Consider the following 25,353-nt stretch of genomic DNA (forward strand, 5'->3'; position numbering starts at 1 on the left):
CCTGAAGTAGACGTTGTTCCTTGCGCAGGCCTTGAACGAAAAAAACCCGGCACTAGGCCGGGTTTCTCAAACAGTATCGAAGGCAAAGGTCAGACGAGGCGGCTCTGCTCGAGGGCCGCACCGATGAAGCTCGCGAAGAGCGGATGCGGGTCGAGCGGGCGTGACTTCAGTTCCGGATGGTACTGAACGCCGATGAACCACGGATGGTCAGGATATTCGACGGTTTCCGGCAGAAGGCCGTCCGGCGACATGCCCGAGAAGACTAGGCCGCAGGCTTCCAGGCGGTCCTTGTAGTCGACATTGACTTCGTAGCGGTGGCGGTGGCGCTCAGAGATGTCGGTCGAGCCATAGATCTCGGAGATCTTGGTGCCCTTCTTCAGCGAGGCCTTGTACGCGCCGAGACGCATCGTGCCACCGAGATCGCCGACAGCCGAACGTTTCTCGAGCTCGTTGCCCTTCATCCATTCGGTCATAAGGCCAACGACCGGCTCTTCGGTCTTGCCGAACTCGGTGGAAGACGCGTTCTCGATGCCGGCGAGATGACGGGCCGCTTCGACGACGGCCATCTGCATGCCGAAGCAGATGCCGAAATATGGCACCTTGCGCTCACGGGCGAACTGGGCCGCCAGGATCTTGCCCTCGGAGCCGCGCTCGCCGAAACCGCCGGGCACCAGGATGCCGTTGACCTTTTCGAGCCATGGCGACGGGTCTTCCTTTTCGAAGATTTCCGACTCGATCCATTCGAGCTTCACCTTCACCCGGTTGGCGATGCCACCGTGATAAAGCGCCTCAATCAGCGACTTATAGGCGTCCTTGAGGCCGGTGTACTTGCCGACGATTGCAATCGTCACTTCGCCTTCCGGTGTGCGGATGCGATTGCAGACCTCTTCCCAGGCATCCAGACGTGGCTTCGGGGCCGGCTCGATACCGAAGGCCGCCAGAACCTCGTTGTCGAGGCCTTCCTTGTGATAGGCCATCGGCACGTCATAGATGTTGGCGACGTCGAGAGCCTGGATCACGGCGCTTTCACGCACGTTGCAGAACAGCGAGAGCTTGCGGCGTTCCGCCTGCGGGATTTCGCGGTCGGCACGAACCAGAAGAATGTCCGGATGGATACCGAGCGCCTGCAGTTCCTTGACGGAATGCTGGGTCGGCTTGGTCTTCAGCTCGCCGGCCGCCGGGATGAAAGGCATCAGGGTCAGGTGAACGTAGACGGCCGTGCCGCGCGGCAGGTCGTTGCCAAGCTGGCGGATCGCTTCCATGAAAGGCATAGCTTCGATGTCGCCGACGGTGCCGCCGATTTCGCAGATGACGAAATCATAGTCGTCATTGCCCTCGATGACGAAATCCTTGATCTCGTTTGTCACGTGGGGAATGACCTGAACGGTTGCGCCGAGATAATCGCCGCGGCGTTCCTTGTCGATGATGTTCTTGTAGATGCGACCGGTGGTGATGTTGTCGGTCTTGGTGGCCGACCGCCCCGTGAAGCGTTCATAGTGACCGAGATCAAGGTCGGTCTCGGCGCCGTCGTCGGTGACGAAGACTTCGCCGTGTTGAGTCGGACTCATGGTGCCCGGGTCAACGTTGAGATAAGGATCCAGCTTGCGCAAACGTACGCGGTAACCGCGTGCCTGCAACAATGCTCCGAGTGCCGCGGCCGCAATTCCTTTGCCAAGAGAGGAAACCACGCCGCCAGTGATGAATACATATCGCGCCATGGGCTTCACCGGATACCGTTTCAGATTCGATTCCGCCAGCCCTAATCGGGTTTGTCCCACATTTTTCGTGGAATCGGCGGAATATGGACAAAAGAAAACCGGCGGACCCTGGAGCCCGCCGGAGTGATGGAAGTCGTTCCGATCAGTTGTTCGGAACGACGTTGGGGTCTGCTGCAGGAGCAGCAGGTGCCGCAGGCGTCGACTGAGCCGGTGCGGTGCCCGGGAGCTGGTCGAGTACGCTGCCGCCGCCCTGGGTCGTGCCGTTGCCTGCCGGGATGCGGTCAAGGATGTCGGTCGGACGCGATTCATGACGAGCCAGGATGCCGAGCGCCAAGGAGATCACGAAGAACAGCGTCGCGAGGATTGCTGTGGTGCGGGTCAGCGCATTGGCCGTGCCGCGTGCCGACATGAAGCCCGAGCCGCCGCCGACGCCGAGGCCGCCGCCTTCGGAGCGCTGGATGAGGACGACGCCGATCAGGGCGACGACGACCATGAGATAGATAACGAGCAATACGGTCTGCATGGAATGTCCATCCTGCCCTATCAGGGCAAAATCAATGAGGTTGGCGGCTCTTTACATGAGAGGAACGGGCATTGAAAGCCCCTCTTCCGCATTTCGGGACTTTGCCCCTTAGGCGGTCAGTTCCTCATAGACCTGGTATATGGCGAGGAAATCGGCCGCCTTCAAGCTTGCGCCACCGATCAAGGCACCGTCGACATTGTCGACCGCCATCAGTTCCTTCGCATTCGACGGCTTGACCGAGCCGCCATAGAGGAGGCGCATCTTCTTGCCCACGTCGCCAAAACGCTTGATGAGTTCGGCACGCAGGAAAGCATGCGCTTCGGCCACGTCGGCAACGGTCGGCGTTAGCCCGGTCCCGATCGCCCAAACTGGCTCATAGGCGACAACAGTGCGTTCTGCCGTCGCGCCATCCGGGACGGAGCCGGCAAGCTGACGCTTGAGGATGTCGAGTGTCTGACCGGACTTGCGCTCGTCTGCCGTCTCGCCAATGCAGATCACGGCCGTCAGGTCTGCGGCATAGGCGGCTTCCGCCTTGGCGCGCACAAGATGATCGGTTTCGGCATGGTCGGTGCGGCGCTCGGAGTGACCGACGATCACATGCGTGCCGAAGCAGTCGGCGATCATCTCGGCCGAGAGATCGCCCGTATGAGCGCCAGAAGCATTCTGATGGCAATCCTGGGCGCCGATCTGGAGGGGGCTGTCGGTGCACAGCGCGGTCGCGACGTAAAGCAGCGTTGCCGGCGGGCAGATCAGGGTTTCGACCTTCTCGGACAGCGGCCCCTGGACACCTTCAGCAATCGCCTTGATCTGATCGAGCGAGGCTCGTGTGCCGTTCATCTTCCAATTGCCCGCAACAAGCGGGCGAACATCCGGTGTCATATCGTCTTACCCCCTATTTCGCTTGTGCGAAGTAACAAATCTGAGCCCAGAAGGAAAGATTGCGCTATCCGATTGGCCCGTTTATCGGGCGACATGGTGAAAATGTGAACCCTGCCCGCCTGGATAACCGGCAGACCAACCCGTTAGCGGATGAGCCAATTGAGGAGGGCACGCCAATCCGACATACGCACCGGCGTCCCGTGCGATCCGGTCTCGAACAGAGTGAAGCGTACCGGCTGACTGGCTGCGCGGAGCTTCCTGTAGATGGAAACCTGGTCTTCGGCCGCGTAGACACTGTCGCGGCTGCCATGGGTGAACCAGATCGGCAGCCTGGCCTTGGCGGCGGCACTCTTCGACAGTGCCGGATCCGGCGCACCGCCGAGGATCGCCATGCCTGAGAGCTTCGCCACGGTTGCCGGGTCCCTCGACACGCCCGAGCAGATGAAGCTGCCCATGGAAGCGCAGGCGAGCACCACGGGCTTACCGCCGGATTGGGCCGAGGCGTAGGCAACAAGAGACGCGACCTCGCTTACCCCCTTGTCGTCGAAGCTTCTCACAGAAGGCGCGTAATAGGTGCCGCCGTTTTCGGCAGCGAGGTTCTTCAGGCGGTTGAAATTGCCGCCGAAGCTGATGTCGTTCAGGCCAAGGCGTCTGTCCCCGCCCCTGCCGTGAATGAAGATCACGGTGAAGGCCTGGCCCTGGTCACGGCCGACCCGTCCGACCTCCATCGGCCCGGTCGGGAGCTGCAGTGTCTGGTTCTCCTGGACCCTGCGTACCTTCAGCGAAACATAGCGCTCCTTCACGCGACGCTCAGGGATACTGTCGCGACCGTTGATGTCGCGCATCTCGTCATAATCGATGCGGGTGAAATCGCCGCTGTCTCCACTTTCCAGCACCGTCTGGTTCGAAAACAGCTCATCCTTGAATGGTGCGATGGTGTCGGCTTTGGCACTCGACAGGAACAGAAACGGAAAGAGAACGCAGGAAATCGCCGCAGTGCGGAAATGAGCTGTGGACATCTGCATGGAAGATGGGTTTCCTCTCGGCTCACGCTTGCCTTCGCGAAATGCGCCACGCAAAGCTGGCCCGAATTCAACATGCGCCGGCTCTCTGGTCCTTCGCGCCTGCCCTGCCTTTCTGGCACAATCCGACCGATTCGCAGATGCGACTGGCCTGATGCGGCGGCTTTATGAAGGTGCCGCGAAGCCGGCATCGAACAGCAACAGAGTATCGAACGACGCCATGGACGACAACGATCTCTTTTCCGGCATGCCGCTCGCCCAGAAGGTCGAGACGGAAACCGTGACGACGCCGACCCCTGCGCCCGCGCCCGCCGCGCGACCGGCTGCCCCTGCTTCGAGTGCGGGTGGCGAGGAATATGGTGCGTCCTCCATTCGTGTTCTCGAAGGCCTCGAGCCGGTGCGTATGCGTCCGGGGATGTATATCGGCGGCACGGACGAAAAGGCGCTGCACCACCTGTTTGCCGAAGTCATCGACAACTCGATGGACGAAGCGGTGGCCGGCCACGCCAACTTTATTGACGTGCATCTCGATACTCAGGGCTTTCTGACCGTCACGGATAATGGTCGCGGTATCCCGGTCGAACTGCATCCACAGGTCCCGGGCAAGTCGACACTCGAAGTCATCATGACCAAGCTGCATGCCGGCGGTAAGTTCGACGGCAAGGCCTATGAGACTTCAGGCGGTCTCCACGGCGTCGGCGTCTCCGTCGTCAACGCACTCTCCGACCTGCTTGAGGTCGAAGTCGCTCGTAATCGCAAGCTCTATCGCCAGACTTTTTCGCGCGGTGTACCGCAGGGCGGGCTCGAAGAACTGGGCGAAGTGCATAACCGACGCGGCACGCGTGTGCGCTTTCACCCCGACCCGCAGATCTTCGGCGATCATGCGAAGTTCGATCCCGGCCGGATTTTCCGGATGGCGCGCTCGAAGGCCTATCTGTTCGGTGGCGTCGAGATCCGCTGGTCCTGCGATCCCGGCATGGTGCCCGAGGGTGGCGACATCCCGGAGAAGGCCGTCTTCCACTTCCCCGGAGGCCTGAAGGACTATCTGGCCGCGACGCTCGGCAAGGAGTTCACCGTCACCCGCGAGATTTTCGCCGGCAAGACCGAGAAGACCGGCGGCCATGGCGCGATGGAATGGGCGGTCACCTGGTATGGTGGCGATCCGGCTTTGCACTCCTACTGCAACACGATCCCGACACCCGAGGGTGGCACGCATGAGGCTGGCCTGCGCATTGCGCTGACCAAGGGCCTGAAGAACTACGCTGAACTGACGCAGAACAAGCGCGCCAAGGAGATCACCACCGACGACGTGATGATCTCCGCTGTCGGCATGCTGTCGGTCTTCATCCGCGAGCCAGAATTCGTCGGCCAGACCAAGGACAAGCTCGCGACCGTCGAGGCCCAGCGTCTTGTCGAAAACGTTCTTCGCGACCCCTTCGACCATTACCTCGCCGACAATCCCAATGAGGCGGCAAAGCTCCTCGACTGGGTCATCGAGCGCGCGGAAGAGCGTCTGCGTCGGCGCAAGGAAAAGGAAGTCAATCGCAAGACGGCCGTGCGCAAGCTGCGCCTGCCGGGCAAACTCGCCGACTGCTCGCAGAACACGGCAGAAGGCGCCGAACTCTTCATCGTCGAGGGTGACTCGGCCGGTGGCTCGGCCAAGCAGGCGCGCAACCGCGCCAACCAGGCGATCCTGCCGCTGCGCGGTAAGATCCTCAACGTCGGCTCAGCCAGCCGCGAAAAGCTGATGGCCAACCAGCAGATCGCCGATCTCATTCAGGCGCTCGGCTGCGGTACGCGGACAAAATATCGCGAGGAAGACCTTCGTTACGAACGCATCATCGTGATGACCGATGCCGACGTCGATGGCGCGCATATCGCATCGCTGCTGATCACCTTCTTTTATCAGGAAATGCCCGAACTCATCCGAGGCAACCATCTCTATCTCGCCGTTCCACCGCTTTACGTCATTCGACAGGGGGCGAAGACCGTTTATGCCCGCGACGACGCCCACCGCGCCGAACTGATGGAGACGGTCTTCAAGGGCAAGAAGGTCGAAATCGGGCGCTTCAAAGGCCTTGGCGAAATGATGCCGGCGCAGTTGAAGGAAACGACGATGGATCCGAGCAAGCGGACGCTGCTTAGGGTCGGCATTGATGACGTCGACTTCGAGGGCACGCGGGACGCAGTCGACGCCTTGATGGGGACGAAGCCCGAGGCCCGTTTCCGCTTCATCCAGGAGCGCGCCGCCTTCGCCGAGAACCTCGACATCTGAAGCATGGACACGATGACTTCCGGGCCGCCGCTTGTTTCCAGCGCGATAATGCGCCATATGCAGGGCAGCTTTAACGGGACATTCCAGATCGTGAGCCAAGCTGAAATTCAGACGTCGAAGGGGCCACGTTGGCTCGGTCAGGCGACGGCCAATCGTATCGCGCTGATTACGCCGATCTCGGTGGCGCGCTGGCTGCTGGTGCTGATCGGTATAGCGGCGATCTACTTCTTTCACGGCTTTGTCGTGCCAGTCTTGGCGGCACTCGTGATCGCCTTTGCAAGCTGGCCGCTCTACCGGGGGCTTCTCGACCGCATCGGCGGCAATACGACGCTCGGCGCGACGCTTGCTCTGCTGTTCATCCTGACATTCCTGATCGTGCCGATCGGCATCGCGATTTCCTACGCTATCGAAGAAATCCGGCAATGGATCACCTGGGCCGTCGAGGCCAATACCACGGGCACTCCGCCGCCCGCCTGGATTGCGGCACTGCCGCGCGTCGGCGACTGGCTGGCACTGAAATGGACGGAGCATGTCGGGCAGCCTGGCGCCATCGGCGAACTGATCCAGATCGTCAGCGGCGCCAATATCGGCAATATCTACCGGGCCGTGGTCGCAGCCGGCGATGGCCTGTTCCATCTGCTGCTGACCCTGCTCTTCATGCTGATTGCGCTGTTCTTCGTGTACCGGGACGGCCAGAGCTTCGCCCGGCAGCTGGACCTGCTCGGCGAACGCATCCTTCCCAATCGCTGGGAGCGGATCTCGCGCGTCGTGCCCGCCACGATAAGCTCAACCGTCACCGGGATGACACTGATCGCCATCGGCGAAGGCATCATCCTCGGCATCGCCTATTGGCTGGCCGGCGTTCCCTCTCCTGTCACGCTGGGCGTCATCACCGGCATTATGGCTCTCATACCCGGCGGCGCGCCGCTCTCGTTTACGCTGGTCTCGATCTATCTCGTCGCCAGCGGCGCGACGATCGAGGGCGTGGCTCTCTTCATCTGGGGCTCGGTCGAACTGTTCATCGTCGACAAGACGGTCCGTCCCCGCCTCGTCGGCGGCCCGATCAAGCTACCGTTCCTGCCGACCTTCTTCGGTCTGGTGGGAGGCGTGAAAACCATGGGCTTCCTGGGCCTTTTCATCGGTCCGGTGTTGATGGCGTTGCTGGTGTCCATCTGGCGCGAGTGGATCCGCGAGGTCGAGCTTTCGGATGAGGCCCTTCCCTCGGAGGAACAAGGGGAACTCGATCTCTTCACCGAATCGGAGCTTGAAGCCAAGCGGATCTCGGCTGCCTAGCACGATCTGCGGGTTCAAGACGTCACTCCTCGCACCTTGAAGCCTATGTCGATGAGACATCGGCCTCCTGCCTTGCTTCGGCTCCAATCATTCTGTTTCGTCTGACGGCCAACGACCCCGACGGGAGCCCCTTGCGATGAAGACTGCACTGATCATGATGACGATTCTCGGCTGCGACGACAGTGTCAGCCAATGCGAGTTCGTCGAGACGCCGGCAGAACGCTTTGTGTCGATAGAGCTGTGCAACGCCGCATCGGAGCAGGTGCTCGGACGCTACGGCAATATCGGTTACCCCACGGCCGTTGCCGTCTGCCAGATGCCTCCACCTGACATTACCGAGGCACTGGCTGCTCAATCAGCGGAGAACGAGAACAATGCTGCTGCGGTTGCGGCACCGACGCCAGAACAGGAGCGGACGCTGAAGGACCGTGCGGTCGATGCGGTCCGCGAGGTCTTGCCCGGCAAGGCCGCAATCAAGATGATCTTCGAAAAGCCGATCCACGTCGTGTCGGAAAGCTATTCGTGGGTTGCGAAGAAGATCGTGCCCTGACGGCTCAGGCTGCAGCGAGCGCGAAACCGGAGGCGTAATCCCGCGCCAGTCGACGTTCTTCCGCGATGGCGAGCCGTTCGATCATGTCGACGAGTGCTGTTGCGGGTTCGCTCAGATTGCTGTCCCCGCGATAACGCTGCACCAGGCGGTGGGCGATGTGATCGAGGTCGAAGCCGCTCGCCGACTGGATGAGCCCCCGCCACAGCATGACAGCCTCGACGAAAAGCGGGCTGACATCTCGACCGAGGCCGGCAGATTCCAAAAGTGCGCGCACGGCATGGAATCGACCGGTTGCCAGGATCGAGCGCACGCGGCGCTCGTCGAGACCGGAAATCGCAACGATTGCACTGGAGAAGAAGTCGGTCCGGCCAGCACACAGCGCATGCATCAGGAAAGCGGGCGTCAGGCGCCCGGCGACGCGAAGCTGTTCTGTCAGACGCACGAGTTCGTCGCCATGAACGTCGGCGAGTAGTGCAATGGTGGCGCTGTCGCCCGCTTCACGCGCGATGCGCTCAATACGACGGCTGCCGATGGCACCGATCACGAGATCCGAGCCTGCAAGCGCTTCTGTGACGAACTGAACGAGCAGTTGCCGCACACCGCTAGTCAGATCGTCACGATCCAGAAGAAGGGCGCGGATGCGTTCGCTGTGGCCGTGACGCTCCGCAATGCGGCGCAGTGTGAACGAGGTGATGCGGGCACCGGGATTTTCCAGCAGCACCTCGAGTTCGGCTGCATCGCCAATCTCGGCCAGCGCCGCTGCGACGCCAACGCTCACTTCGCTACGGGCAGCAATCAGAGCACGCGTCTCGACGGTGCCGCGGCCGGCTATGTCGACCAGATCGGCATCCGACAACACTGGCGAGCACAGAATGACGATCGAAGCGATCTCCGGCTGATCCTCGGCGAGAGACACCATCAATGCCCGTGGCGCACATTCTTCGCGGGCCAGAATATCGGCGAGCGCGAGCCGCACCTGCGGTGCCGGATCATCTAGCAGATAGGTCATCGCCATCTGGGCTGACTGGCGTTCGTCCGGCGCCATGTCGGACTTGAGGTAAGCCCGAGCGAGCGCGTTTGCCGCACGTGCCCGCTCCTGCGTCTTTGCCGTTTCGACCCATCTGAGAAAAGCTGCAACGATCAAAGTCGAACCCACTCGCCACCTGTACAAAACCCGAAGCATTCAGTGTTTCGACAGTAGGATCAAAGTGTTTAAGAAACGTTCACCACGTTCATTAACCACGAAGCCCGACCCGTTCAGCAAAGCGAAGACCGCGTCGCGGCTTGCTCAGGTTCTCTGGCTCGGCCGCTTCAACTCGAAGATGGGCCCCATGCCGGCATAGTCCATATAGCCGAGACGCATGATGGGGTCGGCAGCTGCCAGATCGAATCGCCCGTTGCGGATGACCTCTTCGGCAATGTGGATTCCGACGACCTGGCCGAAGACGGCATGGCTGTCAGTGTCATTCCCGTCCATGTCGGGCAAGGTCAGAACCTTGGTGACCCGGCATTCGAGCGCTGCCACCGCCTCGCCGACAAAGGGCGCGTCGACGATGTGGCCAGGTGCCGGGGTCAGACCCGCAAGCTCGAATTCATCCGTCTCGTAGGCAACGGCGGCCGACGATTCGTTCATCCTGTCCATCAATGTCCGGCTTACGAAACTCGCCGTGAAGACGCCGGTTTCCTCGACGTTTCTGAGGCTGTCCTTGCGGCCGCTCGACGAGAACATGATCATCTTCGGTCTGTCGCCGACGGCATTGAAGAAGGAATAGGGGGAAAGATTGCGGATGCCGTCCCTGCCCTTCGTGCCAATCCAGCCGATGGGCCTCGGCGCCACGATCGCCTTGAAGGGATCGTGTGCCATGCCGTGGGCATTCGTTTCGGTGTCGTAGAACATCAGTCTTCGCCACCCTGCCAGGAGACGAGATCTTCCAGCGCCGGACGCGGACGCTCGACGATCGGAAACTCGGTCGAGCCGATATGGATGAAGCCCGCCACCTTTTCACCGGCCTTTACGCCGAGAAGCGGATGGGCGCGCTCGTCGAAGGCGAACCATTCACTCAGCCAGTTCGAGACGTAGCCATGGGCATTGGCCGCCATCAGCAGGTTGAGGCAGAGGGCGCCGGCGGACATGACCTGCTCCCATTCCGGGATCTTCGCATGCGGGGCAGCCGTCGAGATGACTGCGATGACCACTGGCGCCCGGGTGAAACGCGCGCGTTCGACCTGGATCATCTCCTCGGAGAGACCCGGGTTCTTCTCCAGCGCCATCTTCAGCAGTTCTTCGCCGATCCGGGCGCGTTCCTCGCCACGATAGACGATGAAGCGCCAGGGGGCGATCTTGCCATGATCGGGAACGCGGACCGCCAGTGTCAGAATCGACTCGATTTCCGCCTTGTCCGGACCCGGCTCGCACATCTGAAAAGCGGGCACGGAGCGGCGAACTGCGAGATAATCGAGCAGCTTGATGTCTTTTTTCATTTTCTTGTTACCTTCATAGGCCTTTGCGGTCGCGGCAGGTCTTGAAATTGCCATGCGGTTCGGTTTGAAGTTGCCGGCATTGGGAAGGAAGTCAACACACAGTGCATCGCATGTCCCGCCAATCTGGTCTTGTCCGGCTGCTGCTCTGGCTTCTTGTGGCCTTAGCTGCAACGTCGCCTTCCTTTGCTCAGGAAGCCTTTGAAACCTTCAAACAGCTGAACGGCTCTACCAAGATGCCGAAGCTGAAGGCGTTTTCGGCTCCGGGTGCAGCCGCGATCGCCAATGTGACGCAAGGGCGCAGCGTAAAGCTGGACGCCAAGCTGACCGACAAGGGCGAACCGATGCAGCATGGGCTGTCCTGGCGCGTCTTCAGCCCCATTCCCGGAGCCGACGGCAAGCTGCCTTTGCTTGCCAGCGCCGAGGGTGGATCTGCGGCTTTTCAGCTTGCGCCCGGCGACTATTTCGTCAACGTCTCCTTCGGGCGTGCGGGCGCCACCAAAAAGCTCACCGTGCCGGCCGAAGGCGAGGTCGCCGATCAGCTTCTGGTGCTTGATGCCGGCGGCATGTCGCTGAGCGCCATCTCCGGCGCCGACACCCATATCCCCGACAAGCAGCTGAGTTTCGACATCTACGCCTCCGAAGTGCGTGAGGACGGAGAGCGCGGCCTGGTGCTTGCGGATGTCAAGCCGAACACCATCGTCCGCCTGAACGCCGGCACCTATCATGTCGTATCCGAATACGGCTCGATCAACGCCGTGGTGCGCGCCGACATCACGGTCGAAGCCGGCGAACTCACCGAAGCGACCATCCAGCACCGCGCCTCTCAGGTCGGCTTCAAGCTGGTCTCGGAAGAAGGTGGGGAAGCGATTGCCGACACCGCCTGGTCCGTGCTGACATCAGGCGGCGACATCGTGGCGGAAAGCGTCAGCGCTTTCCCGGTTATGGTGCTGGCAGAAGGTCAGTACACGGCGGTTGCCCGCAACAAGGACAAGCTCTTCCAGCGGGATTTCGAGGTCAAAGCCGGTGTCAACATGGATGTCGAGCTGATGCTCAACCAGCCCTGACACCTCTCAGGCAGCGCGGCGGACCTTGCTACGCTCGGCAGGTGCCATGCTGAAGACCGCGCCGAAAAGCCGTGCGAGGAGGTCCTTGCGATCGGCATGCGTGCTCAGCTCCTCCCACGGAATCATCACACCGACACGCGCTCGGATCGTGGATCCGGACAGACGGCGGAATTCGCGGATCAGCAAAGACACGCGCAAGGTCAGGGAGATCTTGCTGGCGAGATGAAAGAGGCGGCCGTTCTGGCCTTCGAAGAAGACCGGTACCACATTGGCTTTCGCGGCCTGGATGAGCTTGGCCGGAAACATCTTCCAGGGAAGGTCCTCGGCTCGGCCGAAGCCCTTTCGGGCAGTCGCGACACCGCCTGCCGGGAAAATCACGACGGTCACGCCTTCCTTCAACAGACGCAAAGCTTCGTGCCGGGTCTGCATGTTGATGGCGAGCGCTTCCTTGGTTTCCTCAAAGGAGACGGGCAACGAGTAAGGCGCCATTTCCGGCACCTTCAACAGTTCGTTGTTGATCAGAACGCGGAAAGGACGGCCAAGCTGCTCTGCCAGCGCCAGGACGGCCATGCCATCGCCGATGCCGAAGGGATGATTGGCGACGATGACGATTGGGCCTTCGGGGATGTTTTCAGGCGGCCAGGTGCCTTCGACCTTCAGATCGACATTGATCAGGTCGAGCATCTTGCCGAAGACGCGATCGGTCTTGCCGACGATGTCGTTGCGCCAGATTTCGTAGAGCCGGGTGAAGCGGTCGCGACCTGAGAGGCCTTCGATCGAGCGGATGAACCAGCGCTTGAGCTTCGGGTCGCGCTCGTTGGCATAGGAAAGCTCTTTGAACTTCACGGCAAGGCTCCGGTGATACTGAAAGTCATCGGACCGTCATATGCCGTTTCGATGACAGTCGTCTGACAGTGCGACAAAACACTGTCAGACGGCCGGTCTTGATCAGACTTTCCGGTTCGCAAGCTTGCGCTTCACGTCCGGAGGAGTCGCCTCGCCCGCAAGCACCGCTATGGCCTCAACGAGCGGCATCGAGACCTGCTCCTGCGAACCAAGGCGACGGATGTTGACGGTCTTTTCTTCCGCTTCACGCTTTCCGCAGACGATAATGACCGGCACCTTGGTCACGGAGTGCTCGCGAACCTTGTAGTTGATCTTCTCGTTGCGGAAGTCGGTCTCGACCTGCAGGCCGACATCGCGCAGCTGTTCTGCCACTTCGCGCCCGTAGTCGTCCGCATCCGAGGTAATCGTTGCGACGACCACCTGAAGCGGCGCAAACCAAAGCGGCATATGGCCGGCGAAGTTCTCGATCAGGATGCCAAGGAAACGCTCCATCGAGCCGCAGATGGCGCGGTGGATCATGACCGGCTGAACCTTTTCCGAGTTCTGGTCGATGTAGAAGGCACCGAAGCGTTCCGGCAGGTTGAAGTCGACCTGGGTCGTGCCGCACTGCCATTCACGGCCGATGGCGTCCCGCAGGGTGTATTCGAACTTCGGACCGTAGAAGGCGCCCTCGCCCGGCAGGATGCCGGTCTTGATGCGGCCGCCGGACTGTTCCTCGATCTGCTTCAGCACGTCCATCATGACGCTTTCGGCGCGATCCCAGAGGTCGTCCGAACCGACGCGCTTTTCCGGGCGAGTCGAGAGCTTCACGACGATCTCGTTGAAACCAAAGTCCTCGTAGACCGAGAGGATGAGGTCGTTGATGCGCAGGCATTCGGCCGCCATCTGCTCTTCCGTGCAGAAGACGTGGGCATCGTCCTGGGTGAAGCCGCGCACGCGCATGAGGCCATGCAGGGCGCCGGAGGCTTCATAACGGTGAACCGTGCCGAACTCGGCGAGGCGCACGGGCAACTCGCGATAGGATTTGAGGCCGTGCTTGAAGATCTGCACGTGACCCGGGCAGTTCATCGGCTTCAAGGCAAAGACCTTCTGATCGGCTTCCGCGTCGTCCGGGTTCATGAAGGCATGGGCCGATTTCACGGCGAACATGTTTTCCTGATACCAGCCCCAGTGCCCCGAAGTTTCCCAGAGCGACTTGTCGAGGATCTGCGGTGCGTTGACCTCCTGATAGGTGCCTTCGAGACGACGACGCATATAGGAGGTCAGCGTCTGGAACATGCGCCAGCCTTTGCCGTGCCAGAAGACGACGCCGGGGCCTTCTTCCTGGAAATGGAAGAGATCCATTTCACGGCCAAGCTTGCGGTGGTCTCGCTTCTCGGCTTCGGCCAGAATGTGCAGATAGTTGTCCAGCTGCTCCTGTTCGGCAAAGGCCGTGCCGTAGATGCGGGTCAACATCGGGTTGTTGCTGTCACCACGCCAATATGCGCCGGCGACCTTCATCAGCTTGAAGGCCATGCCGATCTGCCCTGTGGACGCCATATGCGGCCCACGGCAGAGGTCGAACCAGTCGCCCTGATAGTAGATCTTCAGATCCTGGTCAGCCGGGATCGCGTCGACCAGCTCGACCTTGTACTTCTCGCCCTTGGAGGCGAAGACGTCCCTCGCCTTGTCGCGCGACCAAACTTCCTTGGTGAACGGCTTGTTGCGCTGAATGATCTCCTTCATCTTCTTTTCGATCTTCGGAAGATCTTCCGGGGTGAAGGGTTCGTCCTTGGCGAAGTCGTAGTAGAAGCCGTTCTCGATCACCGGACCGATGGTCACCTGGGTGCCGGGCCACAGTTCCTGCACGGCTTCTGCCATGACGTGCGCGGCATCGTGGCGGATGAGCTCCAGCGCTCGCGGATCGGTGCGGGTGACGATCTCGATCTTCCCCTCGACAACCGGGTCGGAGAGGTCGCGGAGCGTGCCGTCGAGCGCGATGGCGACGGCCTTTTTGGCCAGCGACTTGGAAATGGATTCAGCGACCTCGGCACCGGTCGTGCCGGCTGCGTATTCGCGGATAGAGCCATCGGGGAAAGTGAGAGCTACGGAAGCGGACATAAACGTCTCCTGATCCAGTCCCGCCAACGAATGCGGGTGGTGAAAATTGCGGGGGTCAAAAACCCCGCCACGAACCGGCGCTTGATAGGCCGAAAGTGCTGATGAGTAAAGGATCTTGCTAGGCCGATCCCATTGACCAGAAACCGCGGGCTTCAGCGGACAAGGTCTTCATGACGCGGTCGAAGGCAGCAGGATCGACATGTCGCCTGATCGTTGACGTTACATCCTCGATCGCGGTTTCGGTCGACAAATTATGGTCGTGACGGAAGGCGCGGACTTCTTTCATCAGCTCATCCCTTTCAGCAAAGGGTGACTTGGGTAAATCGACATCCCAGTCGCTGACGAAGATGGCGCGCAAGACGGGCGGCAGCACATTTGCGAAGGATATGGCCTCGGCAAAGGTCAGCCTCCGCCGGAAGACCTGCAGCACAGCCTGCAACATCGTGTAGGCCTGATGAGACGATGTGAGCATCGAGCTCGCGACCAGATCCTTCATGAAGGCATCGTAGTCGGCAGAGGCCTGGCGATATTCGAGGGGCATGGGCATGCGTCATCTCCCGAGCGATTCGGCATATCGATCCTAAGGCGAATTCAGGTCGCCTGCTTGCGTCCGAAGGTCCAGAGGCGCCAGGGGGCGTACCAGGTAAAGCGCTGAGCCAAAGTTTCGGGCACGGGATCCGGACCCCAGGTGCCGCCTGGACCGCAGCGGACGACGCGAAAGAGGGTGAGCCAGCCACCCCGCCAGAGACCGTGCCGCGCTACCGCCTCGTAGCCATATTCGGAACAGGTCGGCATATGGCGGCAGGAACTGCCGACGATGCTGGAAAAGGTTAGCTGATAGAAACGGATAAAGCCCATGCCGAGCAGCCGGCCCGGGGTCTTGCGAAACGGCCCCTGCCAATTGCGGCTCTTCAGTCCACCGCCTGCCGGCTGATGGCCACAGTCGGGGCTGCCGCACATGATCAGCTTGCCTCGGCGGCGGCAGCCGGCGTTTCGATCTGATCCAGACAGTCGACAACCGCATCGAAGGTCAGCATCGTGGAGGCGTGGCGGGCCTTGTAGTCCTTGACGGGCTTCAGGAAGCGCATGTCCTCGAAACGACCCGAAGGTCCATCCCCGTCTTCCTTCAACATGGCCAGCATGTCCAGCCGCGCCTGCCGCAGTTCGGCCGATGTCGCCCCGACCACATGGCGCGCCATGATGCCCGACGAGGCCTGGCCGAGTGCGCAGGCCTTCACCTCATGGGTAAAATCGGTCACCACGCCGTCGCGAAGCTTCAGATGGACCCGAACCTTGGAGCCGCAGAGCTTGGAGTGTTTCTCCGAAACGGCATCGGCGTCGGCGAGCACGCCGATGCGACCGATGTTTCCGGCAAATTCTAGGATCTTGGTGTTGTAGATGTCGTCCATGGTCAATCCGGTTCAGCGCCTCTCCCGTATATAGGGAGTGGTTGCGACAATGCAGCCTTCATCATGTCGCAGCGGCCGTCTTTTTGTCGTTCTCGCGGGACACTATATCGAAGCGACAGGCGCAGGACAAACGCAGGCCGGCCACGGACGAAACGATCTTCTCGGCTGAAACACCGATAACGGACTTGCATTATGAGCCGCATTACGCCTTTACAATCCGGCATAGCCAAACCAGCGGCTCGCCTCAAGCGGGACCGGGAGACCAAGGCCATGGATGCCATCGTCAAGAAACTGACTGTAGAAGCCCCGCGGCCGACGCGCGAAGAGGCTGAACAGGCCGTGCGCACGCTTTTGCTCTGGGCAGGTGACGACCCGCAACGCGAGGGGCTGCTCGATACGCCGGCGCGCGTGGCAAAGGCCTATGAAGAGCTGTTCTCCGGCTATAGCGCCGATATCGAGGACGTGCTCGGCCGTACCTTCGAGGAAGTCGGCGGCTATGACGACATGGTCCTCGTACGCGATATTTCCTTCTTCTCGCATTGCGAACACCACATGCTGCCGGTGATGGGCAAGGCCCACGTCGCCTATCTGCCGAAAGGACGTGTGCTCGGCTTGTCGAAAATTGCGCGTGTCGTGGACGTCTTCGCCAAGCGTCTTCAGACCCAGGAAAACATGACCGCACAGATTGCCCAGGCGATCGACGAGACCCTGGTGCCACGCGGGGTTGCGGTGTTCCTCGAGGCCGAGCATATGTGCATGGCCATGCGTGGGATCCAGAAGACCGGTTCCACGACGCTCACCACAACCTTCACCGGCGCCTTCAAGGACAATGCCGCCGAGCAGGCGCGCTTCATGTCCATGGTACGGAGCCGCTAAGACTGCGAGTCCCCATGTCCGGTTTTGATTTCGACGCCCCCTCGGCAGACAAGAAGATCCTCGAGGAGGGGCTCGCCTTCACCCCCAAGTTCGATGACCATGGACTTGTGACCGCCGTCGTCACCGACGCGCGGGACGGAGAGCTGTTGATGGTGGCGCATATGAACGCCGAAGCCATCGCGCTCACGCTCGACACCGGGATCGGTCATTATTACAGCCGCTCCAGGGCCAAGATCTGGAAGAAGGGTGAAAGCTCCGGCAATCTTCAGACGGTCAAGGAAATCAGGGTCGACTGCGACCAGGACGCAATCTGGCTAAAGGTTGAGGTTGCCGGTCATGATGCGACCTGCCATACCGGGCGACGCTCCTGCTTTTATCGGACTGCCCAGCTTGCCGACGGAAAGCCATCACTCGAGATTGCCGACGACCACCGGCACTTCGATCCCGGTGACGTCTACGGTCATTGACCTCCGCCGCGTGCATAACGAAATCGTAAGCAGACGATGTCCTAATGGAGCCCTGAGTGTTCAGCTAATGGGGTAGCGGAGATGCTGAACTGGAGCATGATTTCGAACGGCGGCGCGACTGTTTCGCAACCTGCCAAGGACGTCGGCGCGGCGCCTGCGGGGCCGATCGTTCCCGAGAAACGCGCAAAGGCTAAAGTGGCGCTTGCCCTTGGCGGCGGTGCTGCGCGTGGCTGGGCACACATCGGCGTGTTGAGAGCCCTTGACGAAGAAGGCATCGAAGTCGGGATGATTGCGGGCACGTCGATCGGCGCCCTCGTCGGTGGCTGCTATCTCGCCGGCAAACTCGACGAGTTGGAAGCCTTCGCCCGGTCGCTGACCATGCGCCGGATAGCCTCGCTGCTCGACCTGACCATCGGTGGTGGCGGGCTTCTCGGCGGCATGCGCCTCACCAAGCGGATGCAGGAGCACCTCGAAGGGCTCAATGTCGAGGACCTGCCGAAGCCCTTCGTTGCGGTCGCATCCGAACTCAACAGCGGCCACGAAGTCTGGATCGACGGCGGCAGCCTGATTACGGCACTGAGGGCATCCTATGCCCTGCCCGGCATCTTCGAACCCATTCATTGCAACAACCGCACGCTTATCGACGGCGCTCTGGTCAATCCGGTGCCGGTGTCCGTCTGCCGTGCCTATGAGCAGCCGCTGGTGATGGCGGTCAATCTGCACTACGACGTTTTCGGACGGTCTGCGGTGGTCAAACACAAGGCCTCGTCGCCGGACAAGGCCAGCGCAGACACAGCTAGAGCGCCGAACAAGGTGGGCCTGACCGGCGTGATGGTACAGGCCTTCAACATCATTCAGGACCGCATTTCCAGGGCACGTCTTGCCGGGGATCCGCCGGACCTTGCCCTGCATCCGCGTCTCAATGACATCGGGCTTTCCGAGTTTCATCGGGCCGGCGAGGCAATCGATCGCGGCTATGAGGAAGCAAAGGCCCGCGTCACGGAGATCCGCCGCATGCAGGAAGCGGTTCTCCGCTAGGCACGGTATCGACCGCGCCCTCCCACGGGCCTTCACGCAATCCCAGATTCAGCCGGCGATATAGGCCTTGATGTGCTCGGCTTCCTGCTCGATCTCGCGGATGCGTGACTTTACCACGTCCCCGATCGAGATGATGCCTGAAAGCTTGCCATTGTCCTCGACGGGCACGTGACGGAAACGCCGACTGGACATCATTTCCATCAACTCGTTGACGCCGGTCTCTTCGCGGCAACGATAGACATTCGCCGTCATAAAGGCCGAGACCGGCTGATCGAAGGCATCCTTGCCGGCCGTCCCGATCGCCCGAACCACGTCACGTTCGGTGAAGATGCCGACAATGCGGCTTTCCATACCGACAACGACGACGGCACCGATCTTGTGTTCTTCCAGGACCCGGGCCGCCTCGCCCAAGCTGACACTGGGACTGATGGTGATGACGTTGCGGCCCTTCTGTTCGAGTATGCTTCTGGCTGATGCAGGCATGAGTTCCTCCTCGCATAGAACACTCGCGCGGCGGCCCAACCCTCCTTCGACCGCCAGGACCAAGGGTGCCCTTTATTCAAGGAGAATGCAATAAGTCCGGCATCACGCCCTTGTGTGACGGCCCGTATGGGGATCGAAGGCTGCAAATCCGAAGAAGCCGAGCAGGAAGCCGCCGATATGCGCATCCCAGGCAATCGAAGCGGTACTTCCACCGAGCATCGGCATTCCAAAGGCGATCGCGATGTTGCCCAAGAACCAGATAATGATGAAGACACGCACGGTACGGTCGGCCAGGGCCTGACCGACCGTCAGCAAGGGAGGTTGCCAGCCACTCAATCGGGCAAGGCTACGCTGCCGATCCCCGAAAGCAAAGCGGCAGGCGGCACCCATCAGGGCCGAAATCACCCCGGAGGCGCCGACCATCAATGAAGGCTCTCCCCAGTTGACGACGGCGTGCAATGCAGCGGCAGCCACCGATGACACCACCCAGAACAAGACGAATCGCACCTCGCCGATGCGACGACAGACGGGCGTCCCGAATGCGGCGAGCCAAAGGCTGTTGAAGGCGAGATGTTCGAAGCTGCCATGCAGCAGAGAATAACTCACCGGCGTCCACAGCCAGGCCAGCGACTGTTCGTCGAGCGGATAGAGATAGCGGATGGGCGAAAAACCGAACTCAACGGCGACCCACTGGTTGAGCGCCGGCGACAGAAGGAATTCCTGGATCGCGTAGATCCCGCAGATCAGTGCGAGCGCAACAAGGATGCCGGTCGGCAGATTGAAGACAGGCGGATTTTCCTCGGACCGCGCGCCGCGCTGGGGCACAAGCTCATCGTTGTCCCGGCGATCTTCGCCTCGCGATCCAACCTCATCCTGCATCTGCACTTCCTTCTGTTGCGCAAACATGAGGTAATGCAGGCCGCAGATAAAAAAAAGGCCGCCCGGAAACCGAGTGGCCTTGCTGGCGCTAGGCGGATCGTCGCGCCGACTGGAGTTGGTGCCGAAGGAAGCCCTTCGCGTATGGTAGAACCCTCATGCCATGAGCAAGCGACGCCCACAACCGAAAGCCTTCCTTAACCTTAATCCTGCGGCGATATCGTTCCGTCTGGAAAAAGCGCGCCCAAAAGCAAACACTATATTAACGGCTCTCCCCCTAATGTCGAGCCATAGAGAAACAGACAGAATCTCCGAGATGTACTCAACGCAGGCAAGCCATACGAACACGATCGCTTCGCCGGGACAGCAACGCGCATTTCAGCGCGTCGCCGTCAGCCTGCAGGGTCGCCTCATGCTTGCCAGCTATGAGGAGTATGTCTGCAAGGTTATCGACATGTCGCCAGGCGACGTGCGCTTCGCTTGTGCCGGCATGCCGCGTCCGGGCGAACGTGTGATTGCCTATATCGATCATCTCGGGCGCATCGAGGGCACCGTAGTCAAGTTGACCGATGACGGCTTCGTCATCTCCATCAACGCGACGGTGCGAAAGCGTGAGAAGCTTGCGGCACAGCTGACCTGGATCGCCAACAAGCACGAGCTTGGACTGCCGGAAGACCGTCGCCACGATCGCTTGACGCCGCGCCAGACGAGAACAGAACTCACGCTCGAAGACGGCAAGACCTATCCTTGCCGCCTGATGGACCTGTCCCTGTCGGGCGCAGCCGTCGATATCGACATTCGCCCGCCGATCGGCTCGGCCGTACGCCTCGGCAACATGCGCGGACGCGTGGTTCGCCATTTCATGGAAGGCGTCGCCATCGAGTTCCTGACGCTCCAGTCCAAGGAAGCGCTCACCGAATTCCTCTGAGGGCTAAACAATCCCTCCCCCGACAAGGCGCCTGCGGACACCGCGAGGCGCCTTTTTCTATGCCGAAACGACAATCGTCCCAGACCGGCACAGTTTTTTTCAGAAAATTTGGGGTCCGAAATTGGCCCCTGGACGGCATTCCAGGTCCGTGACGGAAGGACACAGTAGCATCCAGGGTGGCAGGAACGCCGCGCCTAGCAGCCGAAGTGCTTTCATCGCAACAGCCAAGCCGACATTACGCCTTACGGTTATCCCATTGTATATATTGCCTTTTGTGCGCCGATAGCGCCTTCGCGGCTTATCAAAAGGTACGATTAAGTTCAAATTTTCATCAAATTTGCCACGAAGTTTATTCAAATATAACTCGAATGATACTAAATATAGATTCTCTTTTTCGTCAACTTAAGCTTATATCTTAGCACTAATATTCGCGGGCCATCAAAATCTCTCTGTCATTGCTATCTCCATTACCGGGAGACAACCAATGACAACAAAGAAAAATCTGGGTATTGGAACTCTGGCCGCCGTCATCGCTGGCGCACTGGCCTTTCAAGTCTCGGCCATGCCGGCCAACATGCAGGTCGTCGGCAAAGCCAATCCGCCGATCGGTCATTACGAATTCTGCCAGACCTATCAGGGCGAATGCGCGGGCGGCCAGACGGATAGCGGACCGATGTTGCTCACGGAGCAGCTCTGGAAGACCATCCTCGACGTCAACTACACCGTCAACAGCTCGATCACGCCGCTGACCGACCTGGAGATCTATGGCGTCGAAGAACGCTGGGCCTATCCCCGCAGCGTCGGCGATTGCGAAGATTTCGCGCTCTTGAAGCGCAAGATGCTGATTGATCGCGGCCTGGATCCCGCAGACCTCCTGATGACCGTTGTCCTGCAGCCGAATGGCGAAGGGCATGCCGTGCTCACCGTCCGGACCGACCACGGCGACTTCATTCTCGACAACATGCGCAACAAGGTGCTGCTGTGGTCCGAGACCGAATACACCTATCTGAAGCGACAGTCTTCGAGCCACCCGGCACGCTGGGTGAAGCTTCAGGACGGTCGCGCAAGCTACGTCGGCAGCGTATCGCAATAAACGCGTTGCCACCGCCTTCTGGCCCGGTCTGTCCCCGCCTACCCGTCCCCCGACCGGAGCCAATGAGCCGGTCCCGTCCAACCGGGACCGGCTCTCTTTTTGCCGATGCCAACAGAAAACCTTAACCCGAATTTAACCACGTTCACCGAAGTCTGATCTTGCGGCCGTATTCAATCAGGGCCGCGTCGAGAGGATCAGAGCGAGATGCGAGGCGACGGCAAAGGCCTGCAGGCGGAAGACGAGCGTGCACCGCTCATCTCGACGCGCTTCCTGATCATCGCCACGAGCACCATTCTGATCCTCGCGGCCGCCTCAATCGCCATCAGCTGGTTTGGCCGCGCCTATGGCGCTCGACTATCACTCGCGGGCCATAGCGAAAGCACCGAGATCGTCGACATCACGATCGGCCGCGACCGGCTCGCCGTTCCCGCAAACACCATCCGTTTCGAGCACCAGCGCCGCAGCGGCGTCGCCGAGCGGGTCGATCTGTACCTGCTCTGGCCGGAAATGACCGGCTATTCCAGCACAGAGCGACGCCGTTTCGACGATCTGGCGCTTTCGCAGTCGCTTGTCTTCCTGCAGATCTCGCAAAGCACGATGTCCAAGGACATGTCCGGGCGCGTCGAACCGATCTACAGGAGCCTCCTCGAACCACAAATCGCTCTGGGGCCTGCGGGACTGCAACGTCAGACCTTCAGGGCTGGAACGGGTTACGAGGGCGAAAGCCTGCTCACGGCCACAGCGCCGGACGGAACGACCTACGCGATCCGCTGCCTCTTGCCGTCGGCCGCAGACAAGGCCACCAGCAGCGATTGCCAGCGTGACATCCATGTCGGAGAGGACCTGACGGTTCTCTACAGATTTTCGAGCCGAATGCTCGGAGACTGGCAGGCGATCGATGAGGCCGTTCGCGCCTATGTCTCAGGGCGGGCAGGTCCGGCGGCTTCAACCGCGACGCTTAAAAATCAATCCAAAGCGTCAACCGACCGTTCATCATAAACCTCTTGGTAAGGCTAATTCCGTAGGGTCCACCCGAGATGGTCGCGATTGGGGGAGAGCGTCCGGTCGTCAATGGTGAGATTAAAAGAGTATCGTGGTGCATAAAGTTTTCGGAAGCTCCAACTTCGCAGCCGCAATGCGTCGGCTTGTCATCGCGGCGTTTGCGGTCTTTGTGACGAGTGTCGCTGCCGTCGGCTCTGCCCAGGCAAATCCCAAATATGCCGGCATCGTCATCGATGCCAAGACGGGCAAGGTTCTCTACAGTGAGAACGCCGATAGCCTGCGTTATCCGGCATCGCTGACGAAAATGATGACGCTCTACATGGTTTTCGAAGCGCTGGAAGCCGGTCGCATTTCGCTGAACAGCAAGGTGCCATTCTCTGCCAATGCTGCCAAGGAGCCGCCATCGAAGCTCGGCGTCGGCACTGGCCGCAGCATCACCGTCGAGCAGGCGATCCTCTCGCTCGTCACGCGTTCGGCCAATGACGTGGCGACCGCCCTTGCTGAATATGTCGGTGGTTCGGAGCAGCGCTTTGCCCAAATGATGACCGCCAAGGCTCGCAGCCTCGGCATGACCAAGACCACCTATCGGAATGCGCATGGCCTTCCGAATACCGCGCAGATGACCACGGCGCGCGACCAGGCCCGGCTCAGCATTGCGCTGCGCCAGCACTTCCCGCAGTATTACGGCTACTTCTCCACCCGCAGCTTCCAGTTCGGCAAACAGACGATCGGCAATCACAACCGTCTGCTTGGCCAGGTCCGCGGCGTCGATGGCATCAAGACCGGCTACACCCGGGCTGCCGGATATAACCTCGCGACATCTGCCGAGGCGGACGGCCGCTCCATCGTCGCTGTTGTGCTGGGTGCAACTTCCGGCGCACGGCGCAATGCGCAGATGACGAGCCTGGTTCAGCGTTACCTGCCGGCAGCGACGAGCACGCGTGGTGGCAGCAACCTGATCGCCAAGAACAACACGTCGGTCGCACCCGCAGGCGCCGCTACTGCGACGGCGGGCGGCCTGCCGCAACTGCCGCAGACCGGGCCCATGCCTGACGTCCGCTATACAGGTGTTGCCCAGGCCTATGCAGCGCCGCCGGCCGGAAACGCCGCAAGCGCCGCTCTCAACAGCATGCCTGCCGCTGCACCATCGGCCTCTGTGCCTCCCGTCCCGGTCCCGCAGCCCGCGCCGGCCTATCTGCCGAACGAAGGTGCAGCAGTCGCACCGGCAGCCGCTGCGCAGTCCGTCGCTTCGGCCGCAACCACACCTCCTGACGTGGATGCCATTACCACGGCGTCGACCGCTCCGTCCGGTGGCTGGGTCGTGCAAATCGGGACATCGCCGAACCAGCAGATGGCCATGGATCTCCTGCGTGACGCGCAGGCGAAAGGCGGACAGGTATTGCGTTCCGCCACCCCCTTCACCGTTGCTTACGGCGATGGCTCCAAGAAGATCTTCCGCGCACGTTTTGGCGGCTTCGGCGAGCAGAAGGAGGCCGTCGACGCCTGTAACGCGCTGAAGAAGAAGGGAATCGGCTGCTGGGCCGCCGCCCAGTAACACGATCGCCCGAAACCCTCGATTTGTATTGTTTACGAGGATCACGAAATGGCATCGAAAGACTTCCACTACGGCTTAATCGAGGATCAGGATAACGGCGGCTTCACCTCCGCCAGCAGTGTCCTGCATCCTCTTCACGAAGCTGCCTATCGTCTGGCGGATCTCGGCTTGCGCGAGAAGCGCTCGAAGACCAAGGATCTGATCGGTTTGCTGCTCAGCCATGGTGCGCGCGCCTGGCGTTATTCGCAGCCGGAAGCCAACATTCATCTGCATGTCTCAGCACAGGCCGGCCGGTTCCCCGTCATTCTGCGGCTGCGTTGACGGAAAGGCACCTTTGATGCCGCTCTATCGCCTCGGGGACAAAGTTCCCAATACACCGGCCGCCGACCGTTTCTGGCTGGCGCCCGATGCCCAGGTTATCGGCGACGTTCGCCTCGGAGACGATGTCGGCATCTGGTTCGGGGCGGTCCTGCGCGGCGACAATGATCCCATCGTGATCGGTGCAGGCACCAATATCCAAGACGGCGTCATGGTGCATACCGATCCCGGCAAGGGCGTTACGATCGGCGAAGGTTGCACCATCGGCCACCATGCCATCATTCATGGCTGCACGATCGGCAACAATTCGCTTGTTGGCATGGGGTCGACGGTCCTCAATGGCGCGCGCATCGGCAACAACTGCCTCGTCGGCGCGAACGCCCTGATCACCGAGGGCAAAGTCTTCCCGGACAATTCGCTGATTGTCGGATCTCCCGCGCGGGTGGTCAAAGAGCTCGACGCAGCCTCGATCGCAGGGCTGCGACTGTCAGCCGAAAACTATGTGCGCAACTGGCGCCGGTTTGCACGCGATCTGCATCCACTCTGAGACTGCCGAT

General features: G+C 60.8%; 27 protein-coding genes. 13 read left to right on the top strand and 14 right to left on the bottom strand.

Features of this window, described 5'->3' with window-relative positions; genetic code table 11:
- Positions 1-89: 89 nt before the first annotated feature.
- From QWE_RS22165 to QWE_RS22180, 4 genes are all read right to left on the bottom strand, one after another.
- Positions 90-1,727, bottom strand: coding sequence for a CTP synthase (locus QWE_RS22165; protein ID WP_083872989.1), 1,638 nt, complete (start codon positions 1,725-1,727; stop codon positions 90-92).
- A 133-nt stretch (positions 1,728-1,860) separates the two neighbouring features.
- Positions 1,861-2,241 (bottom strand): preprotein translocase subunit SecG, encoded by a 381-nt coding sequence (secG, locus tag QWE_RS22170; protein WP_006728421.1) that lies wholly within the window; start codon positions 2,239-2,241, stop codon positions 1,861-1,863.
- 108 nt (positions 2,242-2,349) lie between these two features.
- On the bottom strand, positions 2,350-3,120 hold the full coding sequence (tpiA, locus tag QWE_RS22175) for a triose-phosphate isomerase (RefSeq protein ID WP_006728422.1): 771 nt from the start codon (positions 3,118-3,120) through the stop codon (positions 2,350-2,352).
- Between the two features lie 143 nt (positions 3,121-3,263).
- Positions 3,264-4,139, bottom strand: coding sequence for an alpha/beta hydrolase (locus QWE_RS22180; RefSeq protein WP_167539710.1), 876 nt, complete (start codon positions 4,137-4,139; stop codon positions 3,264-3,266).
- A 223-nt stretch (positions 4,140-4,362) separates the two neighbouring features.
- On the opposite strand from QWE_RS22180, the gene parE reads away from it, so the two are divergent.
- The 3 genes from parE to QWE_RS22195 all read left to right on the top strand — a co-directional run bounded on the left by parE (position 4,363) and on the right by QWE_RS22195 (position 8,260).
- Positions 4,363-6,417 (top strand): DNA topoisomerase IV subunit B, encoded by a 2,055-nt coding sequence (parE, locus tag QWE_RS22185; protein WP_006728424.1) that lies wholly within the window; start codon positions 4,363-4,365, stop codon positions 6,415-6,417.
- A 90-nt stretch (positions 6,418-6,507) separates the two neighbouring features.
- Positions 6,508-7,710 carry an AI-2E family transporter gene (locus QWE_RS22190; protein WP_040300897.1) on the top strand — a complete coding sequence of 401 codons (1,203 nt, stop codon included), beginning with the start codon at positions 6,508-6,510 and terminating at the stop codon, positions 7,708-7,710.
- A gap of 136 nt (positions 7,711-7,846) precedes the next feature.
- Positions 7,847-8,260, top strand: coding sequence for a hypothetical protein (locus QWE_RS22195; RefSeq protein WP_006728426.1), 414 nt, complete (start codon positions 7,847-7,849; stop codon positions 8,258-8,260).
- A 4-nt stretch (positions 8,261-8,264) separates the two neighbouring features.
- Here QWE_RS22195 and QWE_RS22200 read toward each other — a convergent pair whose 3' ends face one another.
- The 3 genes from QWE_RS22200 to QWE_RS22210 form a co-directional block, all read right to left on the bottom strand.
- Positions 8,265-9,404: a DUF2336 domain-containing protein gene (locus QWE_RS22200; protein WP_006728427.1), complete on the bottom strand. Its 1,140-nt coding sequence runs from the start codon at positions 9,402-9,404 to the stop codon at positions 8,265-8,267.
- Between the two features lie 144 nt (positions 9,405-9,548).
- A complete protein-coding gene (locus QWE_RS22205; protein WP_006728428.1) occupies positions 9,549-10,157 on the bottom strand; it encodes a flavin reductase family protein in 609 nt (202 codons plus the stop codon).
- A complete protein-coding gene (locus QWE_RS22210) occupies positions 10,157-10,741 on the bottom strand; it encodes a nitroreductase family protein (RefSeq protein WP_006728429.1) in 585 nt (194 codons plus the stop codon). Before QWE_RS22210 ends, QWE_RS22205 begins: the two co-directional genes overlap by 1 nt.
- Before the next feature lie 110 nt (positions 10,742-10,851).
- Between QWE_RS22210 and QWE_RS22215 the strand changes: the two genes are divergently transcribed.
- On the top strand, positions 10,852-11,805 hold the full coding sequence (locus tag QWE_RS22215; protein ID WP_006728430.1) for a hypothetical protein: 954 nt from the start codon (positions 10,852-10,854) through the stop codon (positions 11,803-11,805).
- Between the two features lie 6 nt (positions 11,806-11,811).
- Here QWE_RS22215 and QWE_RS22220 read toward each other — a convergent pair whose 3' ends face one another.
- From QWE_RS22220 to QWE_RS22240, 5 genes are all read right to left on the bottom strand, one after another.
- A complete protein-coding gene (locus tag QWE_RS22220) occupies positions 11,812-12,651 on the bottom strand; it encodes a lysophospholipid acyltransferase family protein (protein WP_006728431.1) in 840 nt (279 codons plus the stop codon).
- 102 nt (positions 12,652-12,753) lie between these two features.
- Positions 12,754-14,751 carry a threonine--tRNA ligase gene (gene thrS, locus QWE_RS22225; RefSeq protein WP_006728432.1) on the bottom strand — a complete coding sequence of 666 codons (1,998 nt, stop codon included), beginning with the start codon at positions 14,749-14,751 and terminating at the stop codon, positions 12,754-12,756.
- A gap of 118 nt (positions 14,752-14,869) precedes the next feature.
- A complete protein-coding gene (locus QWE_RS22230; RefSeq protein ID WP_006728433.1) occupies positions 14,870-15,298 on the bottom strand; it encodes a DUF2267 domain-containing protein in 429 nt (142 codons plus the stop codon).
- 44 nt (positions 15,299-15,342) lie between these two features.
- A complete protein-coding gene (gene yidD / locus QWE_RS22235) occupies positions 15,343-15,711 on the bottom strand; it encodes a membrane protein insertion efficiency factor YidD (protein ID WP_006728434.1) in 369 nt (122 codons plus the stop codon).
- Between the two features lie 2 nt (positions 15,712-15,713).
- Positions 15,714-16,160 carry an iron-sulfur cluster assembly scaffold protein gene (locus QWE_RS22240; RefSeq protein WP_006728435.1) on the bottom strand — a complete coding sequence of 149 codons (447 nt, stop codon included), beginning with the start codon at positions 16,158-16,160 and terminating at the stop codon, positions 15,714-15,716.
- A gap of 270 nt (positions 16,161-16,430) precedes the next feature.
- Between QWE_RS22240 and folE the strand changes: the two genes are divergently transcribed.
- The 3 genes from folE to QWE_RS22255 all read left to right on the top strand — a co-directional run bounded on the left by folE (position 16,431) and on the right by QWE_RS22255 (position 18,541).
- Entirely contained in the window at positions 16,431-17,036 is a 606-nt protein-coding gene (folE, locus tag QWE_RS22245) for a GTP cyclohydrolase I FolE (RefSeq protein WP_006728436.1), read from the top strand.
- 14 nt (positions 17,037-17,050) lie between these two features.
- A complete protein-coding gene (gene hisI, locus QWE_RS22250) occupies positions 17,051-17,503 on the top strand; it encodes a phosphoribosyl-AMP cyclohydrolase (RefSeq protein WP_006728437.1) in 453 nt (150 codons plus the stop codon).
- An 81-nt stretch (positions 17,504-17,584) separates the two neighbouring features.
- Positions 17,585-18,541, top strand: coding sequence for a patatin-like phospholipase family protein (locus QWE_RS22255; protein ID WP_006728438.1), 957 nt, complete (start codon positions 17,585-17,587; stop codon positions 18,539-18,541).
- Between the two features lie 48 nt (positions 18,542-18,589).
- Here QWE_RS22255 and QWE_RS22260 read toward each other — a convergent pair whose 3' ends face one another.
- Positions 18,590-19,024, bottom strand: a complete 435-nt coding sequence (locus QWE_RS22260) for a CBS domain-containing protein (protein WP_006728439.1) — start codon at positions 19,022-19,024, stop codon at positions 18,590-18,592.
- Between the two features lie 102 nt (positions 19,025-19,126).
- Positions 19,127-19,903 carry a rhomboid family intramembrane serine protease gene (locus QWE_RS22265; RefSeq protein WP_006728440.1) on the bottom strand — a complete coding sequence of 259 codons (777 nt, stop codon included), beginning with the start codon at positions 19,901-19,903 and terminating at the stop codon, positions 19,127-19,129.
- Between the two features lie 313 nt (positions 19,904-20,216).
- Between QWE_RS22265 and QWE_RS22270 the strand changes: the two genes are divergently transcribed.
- The 6 genes from QWE_RS22270 to QWE_RS22295 all read left to right on the top strand — a co-directional run bounded on the left by QWE_RS22270 (position 20,217) and on the right by QWE_RS22295 (position 25,343).
- On the top strand, positions 20,217-20,828 hold the full coding sequence (locus QWE_RS22270) for a PilZ domain-containing protein (RefSeq protein ID WP_006728441.1): 612 nt from the start codon (positions 20,217-20,219) through the stop codon (positions 20,826-20,828).
- Positions 20,829-21,312: 484 nt separating this feature from the next.
- Complete coding sequence (locus QWE_RS22275) at positions 21,313-21,921, top strand: transglutaminase-like cysteine peptidase (RefSeq protein ID WP_006728442.1); 609 nt, start codon at positions 21,313-21,315, stop codon at positions 21,919-21,921.
- 204 nt (positions 21,922-22,125) lie between these two features.
- The gene (locus QWE_RS22280; RefSeq protein ID WP_006728443.1) at positions 22,126-22,920 is read left to right on the top strand and encodes a hypothetical protein; all 795 of its coding nucleotides are present in this window, start codon (positions 22,126-22,128) and stop codon (positions 22,918-22,920) included.
- Positions 22,921-23,056: 136 nt separating this feature from the next.
- A complete protein-coding gene (locus QWE_RS22285) occupies positions 23,057-24,478 on the top strand; it encodes a D-alanyl-D-alanine carboxypeptidase (RefSeq protein ID WP_040300879.1) in 1,422 nt (473 codons plus the stop codon).
- Positions 24,479-24,526: 48 nt separating this feature from the next.
- Positions 24,527-24,799, top strand: coding sequence for a hypothetical protein (locus QWE_RS22290; RefSeq protein WP_006728445.1), 273 nt, complete (start codon positions 24,527-24,529; stop codon positions 24,797-24,799).
- A 16-nt stretch (positions 24,800-24,815) separates the two neighbouring features.
- Positions 24,816-25,343 (top strand): gamma carbonic anhydrase family protein, encoded by a 528-nt coding sequence (locus tag QWE_RS22295; protein WP_006728446.1) that lies wholly within the window; start codon positions 24,816-24,818, stop codon positions 25,341-25,343.
- Positions 25,344-25,353 lie beyond the last annotated feature (10 nt).

The sequence above is a fragment of the Agrobacterium albertimagni AOL15 genome, from assembly GCF_000300855.1.
GTDB classification, from domain to species: Bacteria; Pseudomonadota; Alphaproteobacteria; order Rhizobiales; family Rhizobiaceae; genus Allorhizobium; species Allorhizobium albertimagni.